Raw genomic sequence first — 21,208 nt, 5'->3', positions numbered from 1 at the left:
CAGTTGGACCGAGGTGAGGCCATCGCAGGCAAGCCAGCTCCCACAGTTGACCCCGTTGCTTGAGGGGCTGGTTTACACCCCTTGGCTACGCAACCAACTCATCAACTGCGGCAACGGAAACGCGCCACTCTGGCGCGCCACTTCACGGCCGTTCTTGAACAGAATCAAACTCGGAATCGAGCGAATCCCCAACTGCGCCGACAGCTGCTGATTAGCCTCGCTATCAAGCTTGGCCAATCGGCATTTACCCTCCAACTGCCCAGCCGCCTGCTCAAACACCGGCGCAAACGATTTGCACGGCCCACACCACTCGGCCCACACATCCACCAACAACGGCAGGTCGCCCTTGATCTGGCTGGCGTAGTCGCCTTGTTTCAGCTCGAAAGGCTTGTTCAGCAACACAGGCTGCTTGCAGCGCCCGCATTTAGGCGCATCACCCAGGCGTTCGCCAGGGATGCGGTTGAGGCCGTTGCAATGCGGGCAGGGGATTACAAGAGGTTCGGACATGGTGGGCTCCTAGGACGTGGCCAATGGGTTCAATCTGGAGCCGGCAACGAGGTTTATCAAGACCAGGCGAAAAGGGTGAAACATGAACGACAACTTGAAACTGGCTGTTGAACACTGGGATTTTATTTCTCCGCTGCTAACCAAGCCCCAGTCCGAAGCGGACTACGACGCTTTGGCTAGGGCGCTCGATGAGTTATTGGATATCGTTGGAGAAGATGAAACTCACCCATTTATGGGGTTGGTGGACATCATCGGTGACTGGATCGAGGCCTACGACCATGAACACCGTCCAATGCCGGTCGCCAGTGATGTTGATGTGCTGCGATACATGATGCGCGAACACGGTCTCACCCAGAGTGACCTACCCGGAGTAGGGGCACAATCTGTCGTCTCTGAGGTATTGAGCGGCAAGCGCCAGCTAAACCTGCGGCAAATTCGTTGGTTGGCCGAACGTTTTGGCGTAACGGTCGAAACCTTCATTTAGTGCCGCTCTGATCGTTCCCACGCTCCGCGTGGTAATGCATCCCGTGACGCTCTGCGTCACCCGTGCGCAGGGCGAAAGGCGGGACGCGGAGCGTCCCAGGCGGCATTCCCACGCAGAGCGTGGGAACGATCATCTTACGACGAGCAACTAATCTCCAAATGCTTGCCCCAATCCGGCGGCCGCTGGGCGTATTGCTCCATCCCGGGCTGTTCTTCAAAGGGTTTGGAAAGCGCTTCATGCAGCCGCCGCACTTCGCTGTAGTCACCTGACTCGGCAGCCGCGATGGCGTTCTGTGCCAGATAGTTGCGCAGAATGTACAGCGGGTTCACCGCGTGCATGCGTTCGCGGCGGCGTTCTTGGCTGTCATCGCCATCCCGTGCGACGCGTGCCTTGTACTGCTCGGCCCAGGCATCAAACCCGGCCAGGTCGACAAAGTCATCGCGCAAGCGCGCCACGGCCAGCGCCGCGGACTCATCACCCAGGCGCCGGAAGAACAGCGTGTAGTCCACGCCGCTGTTCTGCATCAGTTTCAGCAGGCGTTCCACCAGTGGCTGGTCATCGTCTTCGGCGGTGGTGAGCCCCAGGCGGCGGCGCATCAGGTCCAGGTAGTGCGCCTGATACAGCGGCAGGTACAGGCCGAGCGCTTCTTTCAACGCGTCGACGCTGATAAACGGCGTGAGCGCCTGGGCCAGTGCGCTGAGGTTCCACTGCCCGATCGGCACCTGATTGCTGAAGGAATAGCGCCCTTCATGGTCCGAATGGTTGCAGATGAAGTGCGCGTCAAAATCATCCAGAAACGCAAACGGCCCGAAGTCGAAGGTGATGCCGAGGATCGACATATTGTCGGTGTTCATCACGCCGTGGCAGAAGCCATAGGCCTGCCATTTGGCGATCATCTCGGCATTGCGCTCGACGATTTCGCGGAACATTGCCAGGTACGGTTCGGGCTGTTCGCGGCACTCGGGGTAGTGCAGATTCAACACGTGCTCGGCCAATTCGGCCTGCTGCTCGGGCTTCTTGGTGTAGTAGAAGTATTCGAAATGCCCGAAGCGGATATGGCTGTGAGCCAAGCGCAATACCATGGCGCCGCGCTCTTGTTTCTCGCGCCATACCGGCGTGTCGGAGCCAATCACGCAGAGGGCGCGGCTGCTGGGAATACCCAAGGCATGCAGGGCTTCGGAAGCGAGAAACTCACGAATCGAAGAGCGCAGCACCGCACGCCCATCGCCCATGCGCGAATACGGCGTCATCCCGGCGCCCTTGAGGTGCAAGTCCCAATGCTCGCCGGCCTGGTTGTACACCTCACCCAGCAACAACCCGCGGCCATCGCCCAGTTGCGGGGTATAGCCGCCGAACTGGTGCCCGGAATAGACCATTGCCCGCGGTTCTGCTTCGGCCCACAGTTTGTGCCCGCCAAACAGCTCGGCAAATACCGGCGTTTCGGCCACGGCCGGGTCGAGGTCGAGCAAGGCCATGGCGGCGTCGCTCGCCACCACAAGGCGCGGCGCGTCGAGGGGCTCAGGCAGTACGTGGGTTGAGAACGCGTCGCCCAGGCGTGCGAAGCGGTTGTCGAAGGTCAGTTCGTCGAGGGCTTTCACCGGCCATCTCCAGCAGAATGTCCGAGCATTCTGCTGGGGATAGGGCGTTTAGTCGAGTTTGCTCGGCGGCGGTTCTTGCACGCCGCCGTCGTTGGCGGGTTTGGTCGGTGCGTCGACTTCCACCAGTTTGTATTCCTGGCCGTGGAGGTTCTTGAGGTAGACCTCCATCTGGCGGAACGAGATGTTGATGTGGTGGTTCTTGAACTCGCGGTTGATAAAGCGGTTCACCTCGTCGATCACCGGGTTGCGGTCACCCAGGTCGCGCACGTGCATGCGCAGTTCGTGGTCGAGGGTGCTTTCGCCGAAGTTGAGGAAGTACACATGGGGTTCGGGTTCTTTCAGCACGCGCGGGTTTTCACGCGCGGCCTTGAGCAGCAATTCCTTCACCAGATCCAGATCAGAGCCGTAGTCCACGCCCAGTTTCAGGGTGACGCGGGTGATGGTGTCGGTCAGTGACCAGTTGATCAGTTGCCCGGTGATAAACGTCTTGTTCGGGACAATGATGTCCTTGCGGTCGAAGTCGGTAATCGTGGTGGCGCGGATGCGGATCTTGCTCACCGTGCCCGACAGGTTGCCGATGGTGATGGTGTCGCCGATGCGCACCGGGCGTTCGAACAGGATCATGATGCCGGAGATAAAGTTGGCGAAGATCTCCTGCATACCAAAGCCCAACCCCACCGACAGCGCCGCCACCAGCCATTGCAACTTGTCCCAGCTCACGCCGAGGGTGGACAAGGTGGAGACGAAACCGACGCCGGCGATCACATAGGACAGCAAGGTGGTCGTGGCATAAGCGCTGCCTTGGGCCAGGTCCAGCTTGGACAGCACCAGTACTTCGAGCAGGCCGGGCAGGTTGCGCGCCAGGGCGAAGGTGATGCCGACGATGATCGAGGCGCCGAGCAAGTCGCCGATGCTGATCGGCACCATGCTGATATTGGCACCAGTGCCGCTGGTGTATTCGTAGAGGGTCACGTTGTCCAGGTAGGAGAACACAGTGATCAGGTCTTTCCACACCCAGTACAGCGCGGCGATAAAGCCGCCGAGCAAGGCCAGGCGGATCAGGCGCATGGACTGTTCGTTGACCTGCTCGATGTCCAGGGTCGGTTCTTCGATCACCGCTTCGCCGTCGCCGGCTTCCTTGGCGGCCTGGCGTTTGGCCAGGGCGCGGGCATAGGCCAGGCGTCGTGCAGCAACGCCGAGGCCGCGTACAAAGGTGGCCTCGATGACCAGCCAGAACATCAGCAGGTACAGCGTGTTGATCAGCCGGTCGCTGAGTTTGAGCGCGGTGTAGTAGTAGCCAAAGCACACGGCGATAAACAGCGCGACGGGCAGGGCGGTAAACACCAGGCCCACGGCCTTACGGAACAATGAGGCTTTTTCGTGGGTCGGGCTGTGCAGCAGCAGGCGACTCAGCAGCCAGGCCATCAGCGCGTAGCAGGTCAGCACCACAGCGATACCCAGCACGTCGTCGGCCAGCGCGGCCGGCTGGTGTTCGGCGATGGCCACTACCGCTACCAGCGCCAGCACCACCAGCCCGAGCTTGCGGATCCAGCCCTGGAGGAACTCGACCTGGGGCTTTTCCCAGCGGAAATGCAGTTCGGCCACGCCACCCGGCGCGAGAATCCGGTAGGCGGTGTAGAACACCAGCCACGCTTGGGCGATCAGCAGCAAGGCCGCGCCCAAGTTGGCGTTTTGCCCACGGGCGTCGATTTGCAGCGCGTAGCCGCACAATGCCAGCGCCAGGGCCACCGGCAGCGCCAGCAGGATATTCACCAGGATGGCCACCGGCGTGTGCCATTGGCTGTCGCGCTTGAAGTGGCCAATATCGAGGTGGATCTTTTTCAGGCGCGCGTACAAGGCTTTACGCCGCCACAGCAGTGCGCCAATCAAGAGCAGCAACGGCAAGAACAGCAGCGGGCGCTGGGTCAGGCCGTCATACAGTTCGCTGACGCTCGAAGCCCACGGCAGGGTGGTGACTTGCTTGGTCAGGTGGTCCGGCACGGTTTCCAGCCACTCGGTGTCCAGCGGCTTGTTGCTGGGGATCCAGAACATTTGCTCGTCGAGGGTCGCGCGCAGGTTGGTGGCGGTGCTGAGCAGTTGTTTCTGGTTCAGTTGCAGGGTGATGGATTCGTTCAGCAGCGCGCTCAGCTCACGGCTCAGGCGTTCGAGTAGGTCGCTGCGAGTGATCGCCAGTTCCAGCAAAGTGCGGCGCAATTGTGGCGTCACGTCATCCGGCGACTGATTGGCCAGCAGGCTATCCACATAGGTGCTGGGCGTACTGATCAGTTCGCGTTGCTGGTTGACCTCGAACTGGTACAGGCGAATGTTGGCGATGTCGTCCGCCAGGTTGCGGTCGACGGTAAGACGCGGCAGCGCCTGTTTTTGTTTGTAGAGGATTTTGGAGAGCAGCAGGCTGCCCTTGAGCACATTGATCTGCTCGTCCAGGGCCGAGTCGCTTTGAGTGACGGTGTCCAGTTGCTGCTTGGTCTGCAGGTTTTTCTGGGTCAGGTCATTGAGGCGATCAGTGCTTTTGAGCAGGTAGTCGGAGAGCTTGAGGTTGGCCGCGCTTTCGGTCGCGAGCAGGCTGCTGCCGCCGGCCTTTTGCGCTTCGATGGACTGCTGGGTCACGGTCTGCTGGGACTGGGCCAGGCGTTTCTGGTTGATCAGGGTTTGCAGGTCCTGGATCTCTTGTTCCAGGCGCGCGGTCTTTTCCACCACCAGGTCATGCTGGCTGTTGCCCAGGTCTTGCAGTTGGCTGTTGCCGGCCAGTTCCTGGCGGCGCAGCGGGATCAGGGCATTAAGGGCCGCAAGTTCGGCATTCAATTGGTTGCGCTGGTCGCCGCTGAGGGTTTTGCCGTTGTCTTTACCAGCCTTGAGGATCGAATTGATCTGCTGGATGCGCGTCTGGCTGCTGCTGATTTCGGTCTGGGCGCGCTCTGGACGGGTCTGGGCGGCGATGGTCAGGCTGTTGGCGTCGGCCAACTCTTTTTGCAGGTCGCCTTGCTGGGTGCTGCGCTGCACGAGCAATTGCTCAAGTTGCGGCACGGGCAGCGAGGCATAGCGTTGGGCCACGGGGACAATTTTAGTCGCCTTGAGCCGCACCAATTCACGCTGGTTGTCGGTGGTCTGGCGCGGGGCGTCTGCCAGCTGGCGCTTGAGGTCGGCCAGGCGCTGCTCGTAATCCTGCTTGTTGCCCAGGTACGTCAACGTCTGTTGCAGGATGCTCTGCAACGCCTTCATGTCGGCGTCGGGCAGCTTGCGGTCGGGCAGCTTGTCCAGGCTTTGCTGGATGGCGTCGGTGCTGGGCGGGTCGGCGGCGTAGACGTTGCCCACGCAGAGGGTCAGGCCCAGCAGGGCAGTGGCTAAAAAGGTGCGCAGTAGGGTCATGGATACCGGTCGAGCAAGGTAAAGAGGCTGGTGGCGTGGCGCCATAGCCTCGCAGTTTAGAGGAAGAGTCCAGGGCCTGGACGACTTCCTTCGGGGAATTTGACGCCGACTTTTCCGATCTTGTTCCCGTCCATGACCGCGACGGTCCAGATTGTGTTGTTCCACTCCACCTGGTCGCCGACGATGGGCGCGCCGCCGACCTTCTGGGTGATGAAGCTGCTGAGCGGCATATCCGGGTCGATGCCGTCGAGCTTAAGCCCGTACAGGGCGGAGACCGCGCCCAGCTGGGCGTCGCCTTCGAGCACGAAATCGCCGAAGAAACGCAGGTCGAGGCCGCGTTGCGGCGCCTGGCTGAACAGTTTGCCGAGGGCCGGCAGGTTGTGTTCGTGGCCGATCACGCAGAGTAAATCGTCGACTTCCAGCACCGTACTACCCGACGGATGGAGCAGTTGCTGGCCACGGAACAGTGCGGCGATGCGTGTGCCTTCGGGCATTTTCAGCTCGCGCAGGGCGGCGCCGATGCACCATTTTTCCGCGCCCAGGCGGTAGACGAACAGCTCCCACTCGCTGGTGACGTGCACTTCCAGCGCGGCGCGGGAGATGGGCGCCGGTTCCGGCGGCACGGTGACCTTCAGCAATTTGGCCACCCACGGCAGGCTGGTGCCTTGCACCAGCAGCGACACCAGCACAATAAAGAACGCCAGGTTGAAGTACAGCTGCGCGTGCGGCAGGCCGGCCATCAGCGGGAACACCGCCAGAATGATCGGCACCGCGCCGCGCAAGCCGACCCAGGCGATAAAGGCTTTTTCGCGGCCGTGGAAGGCCTTGAACGGCAGCAGGCCGACCATCACCGACAGTGGCCGCGCAAACAGGATCATCCACAACGCCAGGCCCAGCGCCGGCAGGGCGATGGGCAGCAAGTCATGGGGTGTGACCAGCAGGCCCAGCACCAGGAACATGCCGATCTGTGCCAGCCACGCCATGCCATCGAGCATATGCAAAATGCCATGACGGCTGCGCACCGGGCGGTTGCCGATCACCAGCCCGCACAGGTACACGGCGAGGAAGCCGCTGCCGTGCAGGGCATTGGTCAGGGCGAACACCACCAGGCCACCGGCGATCACCAGGATCGGGTACAGGCCGGTGGCCAGGTTGATGCGGTTGACCATTTGCAGCATCAGCCAGCCGCCGCCCAGGCCGACGATGCCGCCGATGCCGAATTCGCGAATCAGGTGAGCCAGCAAGCTCCAGTGCAGGCCGGTCTGGCCGCTGGCCAGCATGTCGATCAGGGTGACGGTGAGGAATACCGCCATCGGGTCGTTGCTGCCGGATTCGATTTCCAGGCTGGCGGTGACCCGCTCGTTCAGGCCCTTGCCGCCCAGCAGTGAGAACACGGCTGCGGCGTCCGTGGAGCCAACAATCGCGCCGATCAGCAAGCCTTGGATGATATTGAGGTCGAACAGCCAGGCCGCCGCCATGCCGGTGAGGCCGGTGGTGATCAACACCCCCACCGTGGCCAGCGACAACGCCGGCCAGAGTGCCACGCGAAAACTCGCCACCCGTGTGCGCAAACCGCCGTCGAGCAGGATCACGGCCAATGCGAGGTTGCCCACCAGGTACGCGGTTGGGTAGTTATCGAAGATGATGCCGCCGCCATCGACGCCGGCGGCCATGCCCACCGCCAGGATGATCACCAGAATCGGGATCCCTAAGCGCGAGGAAAGAGAACTCACCAGAATGCTCGCACCCACCAGCAACGCGCCGATCAAGAACAGGCTGTTGATGGTCGTTGCATTCAAAGGCAGTACTCCAGAGCGGGGAAGACGGGGCGCAAACTGACCATGCAGTCTGCGTGCCAGCGATTCTAACCTGTTGAATTGCTGTGCTGTCAAAAGATCGTTCCCACGCTCTGCGTGGGAATGCCTCGTTGGACGCTCTGCGTCCGCTGTCAATGTGTGAGCTGGCTTGCCTGCGATAGCGGTGTATCAGTCACTGGGGTTATTGACTGTTAGATTGCTATCGCAGGCAAGCCAGCTCCCACAAGGGATCACTGGTGTCAGTTAGAGCCTGAAGCGCCCCACCATCCCATTCAGGTCCACCGCCAAGCGCGACAACTCACTGCTCGCCGCACTGGTCTGGCTGGCACCCGTGGCCGACTGCACCGACAAATCACGAATATTCACCAGGTTACGGTCCACTTCCCGCGCCACTTGCGCCTGCTCTTCGGCCGCGCTGGCGATCACCAGGTTGCGTTCGTTGATCTCCACAATCGCAGTGTTGATGGTGTCCAGCGACATTCCCGCGCCTTTGGCGATGTTCAACGTCGACTCCGCACGTTCGGTGCTGTTGCGCATCGAATCCACCGCATGCTCGGTGCCGGCCTGAATGCTGCCGATCATCCGCTCGATCTCGCTGGTCGACTGCTGGGTGCGATGGGCCAGCGCGCGCACTTCATCGGCCACCACGGCAAACCCACGACCGGCTTCACCGGCGCGCGCCGCTTCAATCGCGGCGTTCAGGGCCAGCAGGTTGGTCTGGTCGGCCAGGCCGCGAATCACGTCGAGCACTTTGCCGATATCGCGGGACTCGTTGGCCAGGTCGCCAATCAAGGTGGCGGTGGCCTGTACGTCGCCGCTCATGCGCTCGATGGCGCTGACGGTTTCCTGTACCAGGTCACGGCCGTCACCGGCAGAGGTGGTGGCGTTGCGCGAGGCTTCGGAGGTGCTCACCGCGTTGCGCGCGACTTCTTCAACGGCACTGGTCATCTCGTTGACGGCGGTGGCGGCTTGCTCGATTTCATTGTTCTGCTGGGTCAGGCCACGGGCACTTTCGTCGGTGACGGCATTCAGTTCTTCTGCCGCGGACGCAAGCTGGGTCGCGGAGCCAGCGATGCGTTGCAGGGTGTCGCGCAGCTTGTCCTGCATCTTGGCCATGGCAGCGAGCAGGCGGCCGGCTTCATCGTTGCCATCAACCTTGATCGGGCGTGTGAGGTTGCCTTCAGCGACTTCTTCGGCGGCTTCCAGGGCCTGGGCAATGGGCAGCGTGATGCTGCGGGTCAGCAGCCAGGCGAACAGCAGGGTCAGCGCGGTGGCAATGATCAGCAGGCCCACTACCAGATCAAAGGCCATGTCGTATTGGTCTTTGGCTTCTTGGTTGGTGGCGTTGGCCATTTGGTTGTTGATGTCCAGCAGGCGCGTGAGCACCGCGTTGACTTGCTCGGAATTACTCAGTAATTCGGTGTTGAGCAAGGCGCGCAGCTCATCAATCTGGTTGGCGCGTGACAGGCTCTTCATGCGCTCCTCGATCTGATGGTACTGGCCGAGCAAACGTACGTATTCGTTGTAGGTGGCGCGCTCTTCGCTGCTTTCTATAAGTTTTTCGTAGACGCCTTGGGCGGCACGAATCTGCTGGTTGCGCAGCTCAAAGGCTTCCAGGGTTTTTTGCTGCACGTCCGGCTCGCGGTTGGTCAGCAGGCGGTACGACAGCACGCGCAGGCGCAGGGTCAGCTGGGTGAATTCGTCGAGGGCGCGAATGCTCGGCACGCTGGACTGGGTGATGTCTTCGGTGGCTGCGCGAATCTTGCTCATCTGGTTCAAGGCGAACACGCCGAGAAACAACATCAGCGCGCCAATAAACGCAAAGCCAAGGAAGGCCCTCGGAGCGATATTCATATTACGAAGAGACATGCGGGAGTCCTGGGGAGAAGCGCGATCCGTGCGGCCATGAGACGAGGTGTGCATTGCGTATCGGCCATGCGACTAAAGTCTTAAGGGGGCGCGCGCTTTTGTCGCATCTGACGAGGGGTTGGACGGATTCAGGAACCAGATCGGGTAAATGCAGTCACTAAGGCTCGAAAGTGCGGCCCGGCCCTTAAAAAACGGGCTGCCTGCCGGGGATAACCCTGGCATCCGAGGTGAATTTTCTTTATCGTCACCGCCCTTTGAAAATGCCCGAGAAATCAAAATGTTAGAAGCATCCCTCAGCCAGCTTGAACAGCTGGTCACTGACCTCGTACAACAAAACCAAGACCTGCTCGGCAGCAATGAAGCCCTGAAGGCGGAACTGGCCCGCGCCAAGGATGAAAACGACAGCCTGCAACTGAACCTGATGGAACAGGAAGAAAAACACGGCGCCACCGCCGCGCGTATCCAGGCGCTGGTTGAGCGTGTGAGCGCAGGGCCTGTCGGCGCATGAATGAAGGGATAAAGGTCGTTTCGATTCTCGGAGAGGATTACTCGATCAAGGCGCCGCAAGGGGAGGATCAAACCCTGATGCACGCCGTGACCATGCTCAAGGCCTCCCTGGCCACCACCAAGAAAAAGTACCCGACCCTGATCGGTGACAAATTATTGGTACTGGCTGCGCTGAACCTGTGCGCCGAGCAGATCGACATGCAAAAGCATCACCAGCAGGAACTCGACCGTTACCAAGAGCAAGTCAGCGCCACGGTCGAAGTGATTTCCAAGGCGATCGGAACGCCTTAGAACCACGCGTCCTGCATGCCCAGGCACGTGTCATCGCGTGCCTCCAGAATCGCCAGTTCATGATGGCAGCTCGGTACTTCCCAGGTCAGGAAGTACCGGGCGGCCTGGAGCTTGCCTCTATAAAAGGCCACATCGGCCGCATTCCCCTTGGCCAAACCTTCCTCGGCGCGAATCGCCTGCTCCAGCCAGCGCCAGCCAATCACCGTGTGCCCGAACACCTTCAAGTACAGTGCCGAGTTCGCCAGGCTGCTGTTGACCTTGCCGTGGGCGAGATCCGTCAGCAGGCCAATCGTCACGCTTTGCAGGCGGCTGACCAATTGCTCCAGCGGTTCGCGCAGGGCCGTCAGTGAGGCGTATTCCTGAGCCCGAGCGCCGGTTTCGGCGATCAGGCGGACCAGTTGCTTCAAGCCCGCGCCGCCGTTTTGCGCGAGCTTGCGCCCGAGCAAATCCAGGGACTGGATGCCGTGGGTGCCTTCATGGATCGGGTTCAGGCGGTTATCGCGGTAGTACTGCTCCACCGGGTATTCGCGGGTGTAGCCGTGGCCGCCGAGGATCTGGATTGCCAGTTCGTTGGCCTTGAGGCAGAACTCCGATGGCCAGGATTTGACGATGGGCGTGAGCAGGTCGAGCAGTTCGTGGGCGTGCTTGCGCTCGGCTTCGGTTTCCAGCGTGGTGGTGTCGTCAAACAACCGAGCCGCGTACAGGCCCAGGTCGAAGGCGCCTTCCACATAGGCTTTCTGGGTCAACAGCATGCGCTTGATATCGGCGTGCTGGATGATCGAAACCGGCGTGGTGCTCGGGTCTTTGCTGTCAGGCAGGCGACCTTGCGGGCGTTCGCGGGCGTATTCCAGTGAATAGAGGTAGCCGGCGTAACCCAGCATCACCGCACCCATGCCCACGCCGATGCGTGCCTCGTTCATCATCTGGAACATGCAACTCAAGCCCTGATGGGGTTTGCCCACCAGATAGCCGACGCAGTTGCCGTTATCGCCGAAGTTAAGTGCTGTGGACGTGGTGCCCCGCCAGCCCATCTTGTGAAACAGCCCGGCCAGCAGCACGTCGTTACGTGCGCCCAGGCTGCCATCCTCGTTGACCAGGAATTTGGGCACGATAAACAGCGAAATGCCCTTCACCCCAGGCGGCGCGTCCGGCAGCTTGGCCAGCACCATGTGCACGATGTTTTCCGACAGCGGGTGGTCGCCGCCGGAGATGAAGATCTTGTTGCCCTTGAGTCGATACGTGCCGTCGGACGCAGGCTCTGCGCGGGTACGAATATCCGACAGCGACGAGCCGGCATGTGGCTCGGTGAGGGCCATGGTGCCGAAGAAGCGGCCTTCGATCATCGGCTGCAGGAAGCGCTGTTTTTGCGCCTCGGTGCCGAAGCTTTCGATCAGGTTGGCGGCGCCCATGGTCAGGAACGGGTAGGACGTTGACGCTGCGTTGGCCGACTGAAAGTGCGCGAAACAGGCTTGGGAGAGCAGGGTAGGCAACTGCATGCCACCGGCTTCGAAACTGCGGGCAGCGTTCAGAAAGCCCGCTTCCAGAAAAGCGTCCACGGCGGGTTTGACTTCAGGGATCAGGATCGCCTGGCCATCTTCGTAGCGCGGTTCGTTCTCGTCATTTTTGCGGTTGTGCGGCGCGAAATACTTCTCGGCAATGCTGCGCGCCGTGCTGATGGCGGCGTCGAAGGTTTCACGGTTGTGCTCGGCAAACCGCTCGCGCTGGGTCAGGCCCTCGGCATCGAGGACTTCGTACAGCTCGAAAGCCAGATTGCGGGAACTGAGCAGCGTCTCGGACATGGCGGCTTACCTTTGAAGGGAATGGCCTGAGTCTAAGTGCGCGAATAGAGGCTGGATAGCAAGATTGATTTGCGTGATGGAGGGGCAGAACGCGGGCGAAAGGTTGGATGCGGTCAATGTGGGAGCTGGCTTGCCCGCGATGAGGCCGTGCCAGCTGACATCTAAGTCACTGGCCCACCGCTATCGCAGGCAAGCCAGCTCCCACATGAGTTAACCGATGGTCATCAGGCTCGCGTTACCACCCGCCGCAGCGGTGTTAACGCTCAATGCCCGCTCGATCACCAGGCGCTCCAGCGCAATCGCCGTCTCACCTTGCGACAAGCCGTGCACCCCGACAATCGCGCCACCGCGCTGCGCCACTTGCTGGCACACCGCACGCAGTTGGTCGGAATCACCGTGGTGCACAACGGCGTCGAACACCACCTCATCCTTGGTCCAGTCAGCCACACGCTTGATCTTCGCCTGAACTTCCCTCGGCAGGCGTGGGAACAAGGCTTTGGTCAGGTCAGTTTCCGGCCATACCGCCGAGCCACCAACCGCCAATACCGCCGCCAGTTGCGTCAGCAGGTCGCCTTCCACTTCCGCCAGGCACAACACGTGCTCGCGGGGCAGGATGGCATAGCTGTTGCGCTCGCCGGTCGGGCCGGCCAGTTGGCGGGTGATACCGCTTTGCGACTGTGCGGCAAACTGGCTGCACAGGGCGCTCAGGTCGCTGAACGTGTTGCTGTCGGCCCAGGTTTTCAGGGTGGTCAGCGGTTGGCTCATGGCGTCGCGCAGGCGCACGTCCGGTGCAGCCAGCTTGTCGCCGCGCACGAAGGATTGCTCGATGGCATCCGTAGGGCGAGTCGACAGCAGGCGGTACAGATAAAGCGGGCCGCCAGCTTTCGGGCCAGTACCCGACAAACCTTCGCCGCCGAACGGCTGCACGCCGACCACGGCACCGACGATGTTGCGGTTCACATAGACGTTACCGGCATGCACATTGTCGATCACCTTGGCGATGGTCTCGTCGATGCGCGTGTGCACGCCCAGGGTCAGGCCGTAGCCGGAGGCATTGATCTGGCCGATCAACTGGTCGATCTCTTTGCGCTTGTAGCGCACCACGTGCAGTACCGGGCCGAAGATCTCGCGTTGCAGTTCGTCGAAGCTTTCCAGCTCGATCAGGGTTGGCATCACGAAGGTGCCGCGCTTGATCTCTTCGCCGTCGGCGATCGCCACCTGGTACACGTTGCGGCCTTTGTCGCGCATGGCCTGGATGTGTTTCTCGATGCCGGCCTTGGCTTCGGCGTCGATCACCGGGCCGATATCCACCGACAGGCGCTCCGGGTTACCCAGGCGGCATTCAGCCATGGCGCCCTTGAGCATTTCGATCACGCGGTCTGCCGAATCTTCCTGCAGGCACAGTACGCGCAGGGCCGAGCAACGCTGGCCAGCGCTGTCGAAGGCCGAGGAAACGACGTCGATCACCACTTGTTCGGTGAGCGCCGAAGAGTCGACGATCATCGCGTTCTGGCCACCGGTTTCGGCGATCAGCGGGATCGGGCGGCCCTGGGCATCCAGGCGACCGGCGACACTGCGTTGCAGCAGGCGCGCCACTTCGGTGGAACCGGTAAACATCACGCCTTTGACGCGATCATCACCGACCAGACGGGCACCGACGGTTTCGCCCTGGCCCGGCAGCAGTTGCAGCACGCCTTCCGGGATACCGGCTTCGAGCAGGATACGCACGGCCTGTGCGGCCACCAGTGGGGTTTGTTCGGCCGGCTTGGCCAGTACCGGGTTACCGGCGGCCAGTGCAGCGGCCACTTGACCGCTGAAGATTGCCAGCGGGAAGTTCCACGGGCTGATGCATACCACTGGGCCGAGGGGGCGGTGGGCATCGTTGGTGAAATCGTTGCGCGCCTGCACCGCGTAGTAACGCAGGAAGTCCACGGCTTCGCGCACTTCGGCGATGGCATTGGCGAAGGTTTTGCCGGCTTCACGGGCCAGCAGGCCCATCAGCGGCTGGATCTCGCCTTCCATCAAGTCGGCGGCGCGCTCCAGGATCGCGGCACGTTCGGCGGGCGGCGTGGCCTGCCAGATCGGGCCGGCGTTGATCGCGCACTGGATCGCATTGTCGACGTCTTCGACGGTGGCTTCCTGTACATGGCCCACCACATCACGCAGATCGGACGGGTTCAGCACCGCTGCAGCGGCTTCATTACTGGAAGCGCAGCCCAGCATCGGCGCGGCTTTCCAGTTGTTGTGCGCGGTGGCCAACAGTGCGCAAGACAGCGACGCCAAGCGATGTTCGTTGGCCAGGTCGATACCGGCCGAGTTGGCGCGGTCGCTGCCATACAGGTCACGCGGCAGCGGGATACGCGGGTGCGGCAGGCCGAAGCCGCCTTCCAGCGTGGCCATCTGCTCGATGTTGGCCACTGGGTCGGCCACCAGCTCCTGAATCGAAATGGTATGGTCGGCAATGCGGTTGACGAATGAGGTGTTGGCGCCGTTTTCCAGCAGGCGACGCACCAGGTACGCCAGCAATGTTTCGTGGGTGCCGACCGGAGCGTACACGCGGCACGGACGGTTCAGCTTGCCCTCGGAAACCTTGCCTACAACCTGCTCGTACAGCGGTTCGCCCATGCCGTGCAGGCACTGGAACTCGTACTGGCCGGGGTAATAGTTTTGACCGGCGATATGGTAAATGGCCGACAGCGTGTGGGCGTTGTGCGTGGCGAACTGCGGGTAGATGACTTCCGGCACCGACAGCAGTTTGCGTGCGCAGGCAATGTAGGAAACGTCGGTGTACACCTTGCGGGTGTACACCGGGTAGCCTTCCAGGCCTTCGACCTGGGCGCGCTTGATTTCGCTGTCCCAGTACGCGCCTTTTACCAGGCGGATCATCAGGCGATGGCGGCTGCGGCGCGCCAGGTCGATCACGTAGTCGATCACATACGGGCAACGCTTCTGGTAGGCCTGGATCACAAAGCCGATGCCGTTCCAGCCGGTCAGTTGCGGCTCGAAGCACAGGCGTTCCAGCAGGTCGAGCGACAGCTCCAGGCGGTCGGCCTCTTCGGCGTCGATGTTCAGGCCGATGTCGTATTGCTTGGCCAGCAAGGTCAGCGACAGCAGGCGCGGGTACAACTCGTCCATCACACGCTCGTACTGCGCACGGCTGTAACGCGGGTGCAGTGCCGAGAGTTTGATGGAGATGCCCGGGCCTTCATAAATCCCACGGCCGTGGGAGGCTTTGCCGATGGAGTGAATGGCTTGTTCGTACGAGGCCAGGTACTTCTGGGCGTCGTGTTCGGTCAGCGCGGCTTCACCGAGCATGTCGTAGGAATAGCGGAAACCCTTGGCTTCGAACTTGCTCGCATTGGCCAGGGCTTCGGCGATGGTTTCGCCGGTGACGAACTGCTCGCCCATCAGGCGCATGGCCATGTCGACGCCCTTGCGGATCATCGGCTCGCCGCTCTTGCCGATGATGCGGCTCAGGGACGAGGTCAAGCCCGCTTCGTTATGGGTGGCGACCAGTTTGCCGGTCAGCAGCAAGCCCCAGGTGGCCGCGTTAACGAACAGCGATGGGCTATTGCCCAAGTGCGGCTGCCAGTTGCCGGTGCTGATCTTGTCGCGGATCAGCGCGTCGCGGGTGCCCTTGTCCGGGATGCGCAGCAGCGCTTCGGCCAGGCACATCAGCGCTACGCCTTCCTGGGACGACAGGGAGAATTCTTGCAGCAAGCCCTGAACAATACCGGCACGGCCGCCAGCGCTCTTCTGATTGCGCAGTTTTTCGGCAATCGAGGCGGCCAGCTTGTTGGTGGCCTCGGCCATTGGCTGCGGCAGACGCGCCTGCTCGATCAGCATCGGCACCACTTCCGGCTCCGGGCGGCGGTAAGCGGCGGTGATCGAGGCGCGCAATACCGATTGCGGCAGAATGCTTTCGGCAAACTCCAGGAAGCACTGGTGGGCGTGGTCAGGTTGCACTTCGCCGGCGTCTTCAGCGTCCTTGCTGCCCGAGCCATTGAGCTCGGTCAGGGTTGCACCACCCTCGAGTTTCTCCAGGTAATTGAAAATCGCCTGCTTGATCAGCCAGTGCGGCGTGCGATCAATGGAGGTCGCGGCTGCCTTGAGGCGTTCGCGGGTCGGGTCGTCGAGTTTGACCCCAAGGGTGGTCGTTGCCATCTTTTTATCCTCATGGGTGCCACTACCGAGTGGCATCTGCTGGCGGCAAGATTAGCTTTGCGCATGCAGAGGTGCAACCGGGTGCAACCCAAATTGTTCAGGAATTTTTCGATCGTGATCGGGAAAAATTCCGGCCCTCGACGGAATACGCTGCGTCTTGGTGCGTTTACTTCTAAAATCGGCTGTTCTTGCTCCGAAAAGGAGCAAAAACCCGGTATTTTCGCGAAAACATATCGAGGTGCAACTTAATCTCAAGAAACTGGTTGCACCTTATTTACTTTGTTGAATAGCATTCGCGCCCAAGGTGCAACCACTCGCAAGGGTCGGTTCATCGGCTGGCGGCTTTCCTGGGGAAACGCCAGTCATAAATGCGCGGCTCGCCGTATCGTCTACCCGTTACCAATGGGTGGCCGTCTGCCAGACCGCTGCTACATAAAAACAAAGCCAGGGCGTCACTCCTATGAGCGTTAGCAATCCAACCCTGATCACATTCGTGATCTACATCGCAGCAATGGTGCTGATCGGCTTCATGGCCTATCGCTCCACCAACAACCTTTCTGATTACATCCTCGGCGGTCGCAGCCTCGGTAGCGTGGTCACGGCCTTGTCGGCCGGAGCCTCGGACATGAGCGGCTGGTTGCTGATGGGCTTGCCGGGCGCGATCTACATGTCCGGCCTGTCGGAAAGCTGGATTGCCATCGGCCTGATCGTCGGTGCCTACCTCAACTGGCTGTTCGTGGCCGGTCGCCTGCGGGTGCAGACCGAGCACAACGGCGACGCCCTGACGCTGCCGGATTACTTCTCCAGCCGTTTCGAAGATAAAAGCGGCCTGCTGCGGATCATCTCTGCGGTAGTGATCCTGGTGTTCTTCACCATCTACTGCGCGTCCGGCATCGTGGCGGGCGCCCGTCTGTTTGAAAGCACCTTCGGCATGTCCTACGAGACCGCGCTGTGGGCCGGTGCTGCGGCGACCATCGCCTACACCTTCGTGGGTGGCTTCCTGGCGGTCAGCTGGACCGACACTGTGCAAGCTACGCTGATGATCTTCGCGCTGATCCTCACGCCAATCATCGTGCTGCTGGCCACCGGTGGTGTCGACACCACGTTCCTGGCGATCGAAGCCAAGAACCCCGACAACTTCAACATGCTCAAAAACACCAGTTTCATCGGCATCATCTCGCTGATGGGCTGGGGCCTGGGTTACTTCGGCCAGCCGCATATCCTCGCGCGTTTCATGGCGGCGGATTCGGTGAAGTCGATCGCCAAGGCGCGTCGCATCTCCATGACCTGGATGATCCTGTGCCTCGCCGGCACCGTGGCGGTGGGCTTCTTCGGTATTGCTTACTTCTCCGCGCACCCGGAAGTGGCCGGTCCTGTCACCGAGAACCACGAGCGTGTGTTTATCGAGCTGGCCAAGCTGCTGTTCAACCCATGGATCGCGGGCGTGCTGCTGTCGGCCATCCTGGCGGCGGTGATGAGCACCCTGAGCTGCCAACTGTTGGTGTGCTCCAGCGCGCTGACCGAAGACTTCTACAAAACCTTCCTGCGCAAAAACGCCTCCCAGGTTGAGCTGGTGTGGGTGGGTCGCGCGATGGTGCTGTTGGTGGCCCTGATCGCCATCGCCATGGCCGCCAACCCGGACAACCGCGTACTGGGCCTGGTGAGCTACGCCTGGGCAGGCTTCGGCGCTGCGTTCGGCCCTGTGGTGCTGATCTCGGTGATCTGGAAAGGCATGACGCGTAACGGCGCACTGGCCGGTATCCTGGTCGGCGCGATCACCGTGATCGTGTGGAAGCACTTCAATCTGCTGGGCCTGTACGAAATCATCCCGGGCTTTATCTTCGCCAGCCTGGCGATCTATTTCGTGAGCAAGATGGGCGCACCGACTGCGGGTATGGTCGAGCGTTTTGATGCAGCGGAAAAAGACTACAACCTCAACAAGTAACTCGGTGGGCGGTAAGCGCCAATTGCGTTAGAAAAAAGGCCCGCATCCTTAGGATAGCGGGCCTTTTTTTGATCGTTTTGATCGTTCCCATGCTCCGCGTGGGAATGCCACCCCGGACGCTCCGCGTCCCGCTGCCAGTTCAGCCAGCATCCGGCTGATTGAGAAAAATCAGCACGCCCAGGATCGCCATGTAGAACTTGAATGCCGCTTCCTGGCCGTTCCACTGATGGGACTGCCACATCAGAAACCACTCACCGCCGACCACCATAAAGCCAAAAAACCACACCACAAAGCCGAGGGTCAGGCCGGCTGTTGCACCTGCCTTGGCGCGGTTGAATTCGCTCCCGCCTGCATGCCGCGCGCGCCATAGCGATAGCGCGCCCCGCGCCAGCAGTACAGCGGTGAGCGCCTCGCCGAGAATGATCAGCACGTAGGCCGCGTGCCACATCCACGGCGTCGTGATTGACCGATACATGGCGGCGTTGTTCGGGAAGGTGGTGTCCATGCTCAACACATGTTGGACGAAGGCGAAGTTGGAGCCGTAGTCCGTGATGTTGTTGAACGCAACCAGGGTGGCGAAGGCGGCGAGGGCCAGGGTCAGGATGATTTTTGCGTAGCGGGTGGCCATGCTTTTTCCAGTGATCCGGTGAGGAGGAGCTATTACGCTAGCACGGCCTTGGCGTGCCTTCGACGCCAGATACATGAAGAATCCGGCACCCAGGGTGTAGGAGCTTACTGATTTGTCCGTGGTGTGCTCTGGTGGGTGAAAAGCTGGTGCAGAATCGCTCGCCCACCCCTTGCGGAGAGACACCGGATGTTTGCTCTTGCCAATCAAAGTGCCTTTAACCTGACCCTTGATGGGCAGCCCAGTGAACTCAAGGTTCGAGGGTTTTCGGGTGATGAATTTATCAGCCTGCCTTTTCGTTTTGACCTTGAGTTGGTGAGCGAACAACCCGACCTGGACCTCGATAGCCTCCTGCACCGTCAGGCGTTCCTGGGGTTTGATGCGCAAGGGCACGGCGTTCATGGCCAGGTGTACCGGGTGGCGCAAGGCGATTCCGGCAAGCGCCTGACCCGTTACCAGATCACCCTGGTGCCGCAGTTGGCTTACCTGGAACACAGCACGCACCAGCGGATCTTTCAGAAAAAAACCGTGCCGCAGATCATTGCGCTGGCACTGGAGGCACAGGGTATCCAGGGTGATGCCTTTGCGTTTCAGCTGAGTGGGCAATACCCCGAGCGTGAGTACTGTGTTCAGTTCGGCGAAACCGATCTGGCGTTCATTCAGCGCTTGTGCGTGGAGTCGGGCATTCACTATCACTTCCAGCACAGCCCCGAACGCCATCTGTTGGTGTTTGGCGATGACCAAAGCGTGTTCACCCAGCCAGACCAAGCCACTCCCTACTCGGCCGGTTCCGCCATGGTGGCCGGGGCCCCTGCGATCAAGCACTTCATCCTGCGGTTGGAGACCCGCACCACCGGCGTAAGCGTGCGCGATTATGATTTCAAAAAGCCCGGTCTGGTCCTGGAAAGCGCGGCATCCAGCGGGCAACAGCCTGTGCTGAATGAGCAGTACTACCCTGGGCACTTCACTGATCGAGCCCATGGCAAGTACTTGGCGCAACGGGTGCTTGAGCGTCATCGCAGTGACTTTCGCCAAGCCAGCGGCAGTGGTGACCAGCCGGCCTTGTCCACTGGGCAGTTCCTGAAGATGACCGGGCACCCTCGTCCGGAATGGAATAATTTGTGGTTGGTTACCCGGTTGTACCATTCAGGGCAACAGCCTCAGGTCCTTGAGGAATCTGCGCCTGACACTTATGACGATGGCGTCTCCCCCGGCTACCACAATGAGTTTGTCGTCACACCTTGGGATGTGCCGTTTCGAACGCCGCTGATCATGTCCCGCCCGCAAATATCGGGCTACCAGAACGCAGTGGTCACCGGGCCTGCCGACGCTGAGGTCCATTGCGACGAATACGGTCGCGTCAAAGTGCAGATGGCCTGGGATCGCGACGGCGAACACAACGAGTACTCCAGTTGCTTGCTGCGGGTAGCCAGCGGCTGGGCTCACGACCGTTACGGTGCGGTGCTGATCCCGCGGGTCGGCATGGAGGTGCTGGTGGGCTTCGTCAATGGCGACGTGGATATGCCGCTGGTGATGGGCTGCCTGCCCAACGCGGCGAATCTGTTGCCCCTTGACCTGCCGGCGGAAAAGACCCGCAGCCTGTTCCGAAGCCAAAGCACCCCGGGCGGCGGCGGTTACAACGAGTTGCGCATTGAGGATCGCAAAGGCGCCGAGGAGATTTACCTGCGTGCCCAGCGCGACTGGACCCAGCACGTCTTGCATGACCAACACGTCCAGGTGGATAACCAGCGTCGGATCAAGGTGGGCGGCGAATCCCACCATGAGCTGCTGGGTGAAGAGCAGCGCATCACCCATGGCAATCGCCTCGCGGAACTCAAGCAGGATGATCATCTGGTCGTCGCTGGCTCGCAGCAGGTGCGGGCCGGGCGGACCATCCAGATCGGCGCCGGGCAAAGCGTGGTCATCGATGCGGGCGCCAGCGTGACAATCCAGGCCGGAGGGCAATCGATCACGCTGTCGGCCGCCGGAATTTTCAGCAGTGTGCCGATCCAGGTTGGCGGTGCGCCCGCTGCTGTGCCGATGCCGCTGATGCCGGGTGTCACCGCAAAGTTGTCAGCGGCTGTTGCTGCACCACTCAGTGGCGTACAGGTTGCCAGCCTCAAGCGCAGTGCGCCGTTTTGCGAGGAGTGTGAGCGCTGCAAGAACGGCCAGTGTGATATTCCCGGACACTCTCACCCTTAAATGGAATTTATCC

12 protein-coding genes and 2 pseudogenes are annotated in these 21,208 nt (G+C 61.2%); 5 read left to right on the top strand and 9 right to left on the bottom strand.

The window, feature by feature from the left end; genetic code table 11:
- Positions 1-72: 72 nt before the first annotated feature.
- On the bottom strand, positions 73-507 hold the full coding sequence (trxC, locus tag GIW48_RS08125) for a thioredoxin TrxC (RefSeq protein WP_017138537.1): 435 nt from the start codon (positions 505-507) through the stop codon (positions 73-75).
- Between the two features lie 82 nt (positions 508-589).
- Between trxC and GIW48_RS08120 the strand changes: the two genes are divergently transcribed.
- Positions 590-991 (top strand): helix-turn-helix domain-containing protein, encoded by a 402-nt coding sequence (locus GIW48_RS08120; RefSeq protein WP_236460432.1) that lies wholly within the window; start codon positions 590-592, stop codon positions 989-991.
- Between the two features lie 134 nt (positions 992-1,125).
- On the opposite strand, the gene selO is transcribed toward GIW48_RS08120, so the two are convergent.
- The 5 genes and pseudogenes from selO to GIW48_RS29850 all read right to left on the bottom strand — a co-directional run.
- On the bottom strand, positions 1,126-2,589 hold the full coding sequence (selO, locus tag GIW48_RS08115) for a protein adenylyltransferase SelO (protein ID WP_236460431.1): 1,464 nt from the start codon (positions 2,587-2,589) through the stop codon (positions 1,126-1,128).
- A 48-nt stretch (positions 2,590-2,637) separates the two neighbouring features.
- On the bottom strand, positions 2,638-5,976 hold the full coding sequence (gene mscK, locus GIW48_RS08110) for a mechanosensitive channel MscK (protein ID WP_017138535.1): 3,339 nt from the start codon (positions 5,974-5,976) through the stop codon (positions 2,638-2,640).
- A gap of 56 nt (positions 5,977-6,032) precedes the next feature.
- Positions 6,033-7,775 (bottom strand): potassium/proton antiporter, encoded by a 1,743-nt coding sequence (locus GIW48_RS08105; protein WP_017138534.1) that lies wholly within the window; start codon positions 7,773-7,775, stop codon positions 6,033-6,035.
- A gap of 261 nt (positions 7,776-8,036) precedes the next feature.
- A pseudogene (locus tag GIW48_RS29855) lies at positions 8,037-8,636 on the bottom strand (methyl-accepting chemotaxis protein); the annotation flags it as partial.
- A gap of 303 nt (positions 8,637-8,939) precedes the next feature.
- Positions 8,940-9,596 (bottom strand): annotated as a pseudogene (locus GIW48_RS29850) (MCP four helix bundle domain-containing protein); the annotation flags it as partial.
- Between the two features lie 343 nt (positions 9,597-9,939).
- Between GIW48_RS29850 and GIW48_RS08095 the strand changes: the two are divergent.
- Together GIW48_RS08095 and GIW48_RS08090 are read left to right on the top strand one after the other, a co-directional pair.
- Positions 9,940-10,170 carry a hypothetical protein gene (locus tag GIW48_RS08095; protein WP_017138532.1) on the top strand — a complete coding sequence of 77 codons (231 nt, stop codon included), beginning with the start codon at positions 9,940-9,942 and terminating at the stop codon, positions 10,168-10,170.
- A complete protein-coding gene (locus GIW48_RS08090; protein WP_017138531.1) occupies positions 10,167-10,460 on the top strand; it encodes a cell division protein ZapA in 294 nt (97 codons plus the stop codon). Before GIW48_RS08095 ends, GIW48_RS08090 begins: the two co-directional genes overlap by 4 nt.
- Here GIW48_RS08090 and GIW48_RS08085 read toward each other — a convergent pair.
- A complete protein-coding gene (locus GIW48_RS08085) occupies positions 10,457-12,259 on the bottom strand; it encodes an acyl-CoA dehydrogenase (RefSeq protein WP_236460430.1) in 1,803 nt (600 codons plus the stop codon). The genes GIW48_RS08090 and GIW48_RS08085 overlap by 4 nt on opposite strands.
- Positions 12,260-12,469: 210 nt before the next feature.
- Positions 12,470-16,423 carry a trifunctional transcriptional regulator/proline dehydrogenase/L-glutamate gamma-semialdehyde dehydrogenase gene (putA, locus tag GIW48_RS08080; protein WP_236460429.1) on the bottom strand — a complete coding sequence of 1,318 codons (3,954 nt, stop codon included), beginning with the start codon at positions 16,421-16,423 and terminating at the stop codon, positions 12,470-12,472.
- A gap of 460 nt (positions 16,424-16,883) precedes the next feature.
- Between putA and putP the strand changes: the two genes are divergently transcribed.
- Positions 16,884-18,368: a sodium/proline symporter PutP gene (putP, locus tag GIW48_RS08075; protein WP_017138528.1), complete on the top strand. Its 1,485-nt coding sequence runs from the start codon at positions 16,884-16,886 to the stop codon at positions 18,366-18,368.
- A 139-nt stretch (positions 18,369-18,507) separates the two neighbouring features.
- Here the strand turns inward: putP and GIW48_RS08070 are convergent, their stop codons facing one another.
- On the bottom strand, positions 18,508-18,996 hold the full coding sequence (locus tag GIW48_RS08070) for a DUF2165 family protein (protein ID WP_236460428.1): 489 nt from the start codon (positions 18,994-18,996) through the stop codon (positions 18,508-18,510).
- A gap of 186 nt (positions 18,997-19,182) precedes the next feature.
- Between GIW48_RS08070 and GIW48_RS08065 the strand changes: the two genes are divergently transcribed.
- Positions 19,183-21,195 (top strand): type VI secretion system Vgr family protein, encoded by a 2,013-nt coding sequence (locus GIW48_RS08065; protein WP_236460427.1) that lies wholly within the window; start codon positions 19,183-19,185, stop codon positions 21,193-21,195.
- The last annotated feature ends 13 nt before the right edge of the window (positions 21,196-21,208 follow it).

It is taken from the genome of Pseudomonas sp. PA-6-3C (assembly GCF_021605825.1).
Classification (GTDB): Bacteria; Pseudomonadota; Gammaproteobacteria; order Pseudomonadales; family Pseudomonadaceae; genus Aquipseudomonas; species Aquipseudomonas edaphica.
The sequence above is the reverse complement of the archived record's forward strand: the minus strand, read 5'-3'. Positions and strand labels throughout refer to the sequence as shown.

Bases quoted from the DNA above. Each gene is read 5' to 3' on its own strand.
- putA (WP_236460429.1), bottom strand. From the start codon at position 16,423: ATGGCAACGACCACCCTTGGGGTCAAACTCGACGACCCGACCCGCGAA.
- GIW48_RS08070 (WP_236460428.1), bottom strand. From the start codon at position 18,996: ATGGCCACCCGCTACGCAAAAATCATCCTGACCCTGGCCCTCGCCGCC.
- GIW48_RS08120 (WP_236460432.1), top strand. From the start codon at position 590: ATGAACGACAACTTGAAACTGGCTGTTGAACACTGGGATTTTATTTCT.
- GIW48_RS08090 (WP_017138531.1), top strand. From the start codon at position 10,167: ATGAATGAAGGGATAAAGGTCGTTTCGATTCTCGGAGAGGATTACTCG.
- mscK (WP_017138535.1), bottom strand. From the start codon at position 5,976: ATGACCCTACTGCGCACCTTTTTAGCCACTGCCCTGCTGGGCCTGACC.
- GIW48_RS08095 (WP_017138532.1), top strand. From the start codon at position 9,940: ATGTTAGAAGCATCCCTCAGCCAGCTTGAACAGCTGGTCACTGACCTC.
- trxC (WP_017138537.1), bottom strand. From the start codon at position 507: ATGTCCGAACCTCTTGTAATCCCCTGCCCGCATTGCAACGGCCTCAAC.
- GIW48_RS08085 (WP_236460430.1), bottom strand. From the start codon at position 12,259: ATGTCCGAGACGCTGCTCAGTTCCCGCAATCTGGCTTTCGAGCTGTAC.
- GIW48_RS08065 (WP_236460427.1), top strand. From the start codon at position 19,183: ATGTTTGCTCTTGCCAATCAAAGTGCCTTTAACCTGACCCTTGATGGG.
- putP (WP_017138528.1), top strand. From the start codon at position 16,884: ATGAGCGTTAGCAATCCAACCCTGATCACATTCGTGATCTACATCGCA.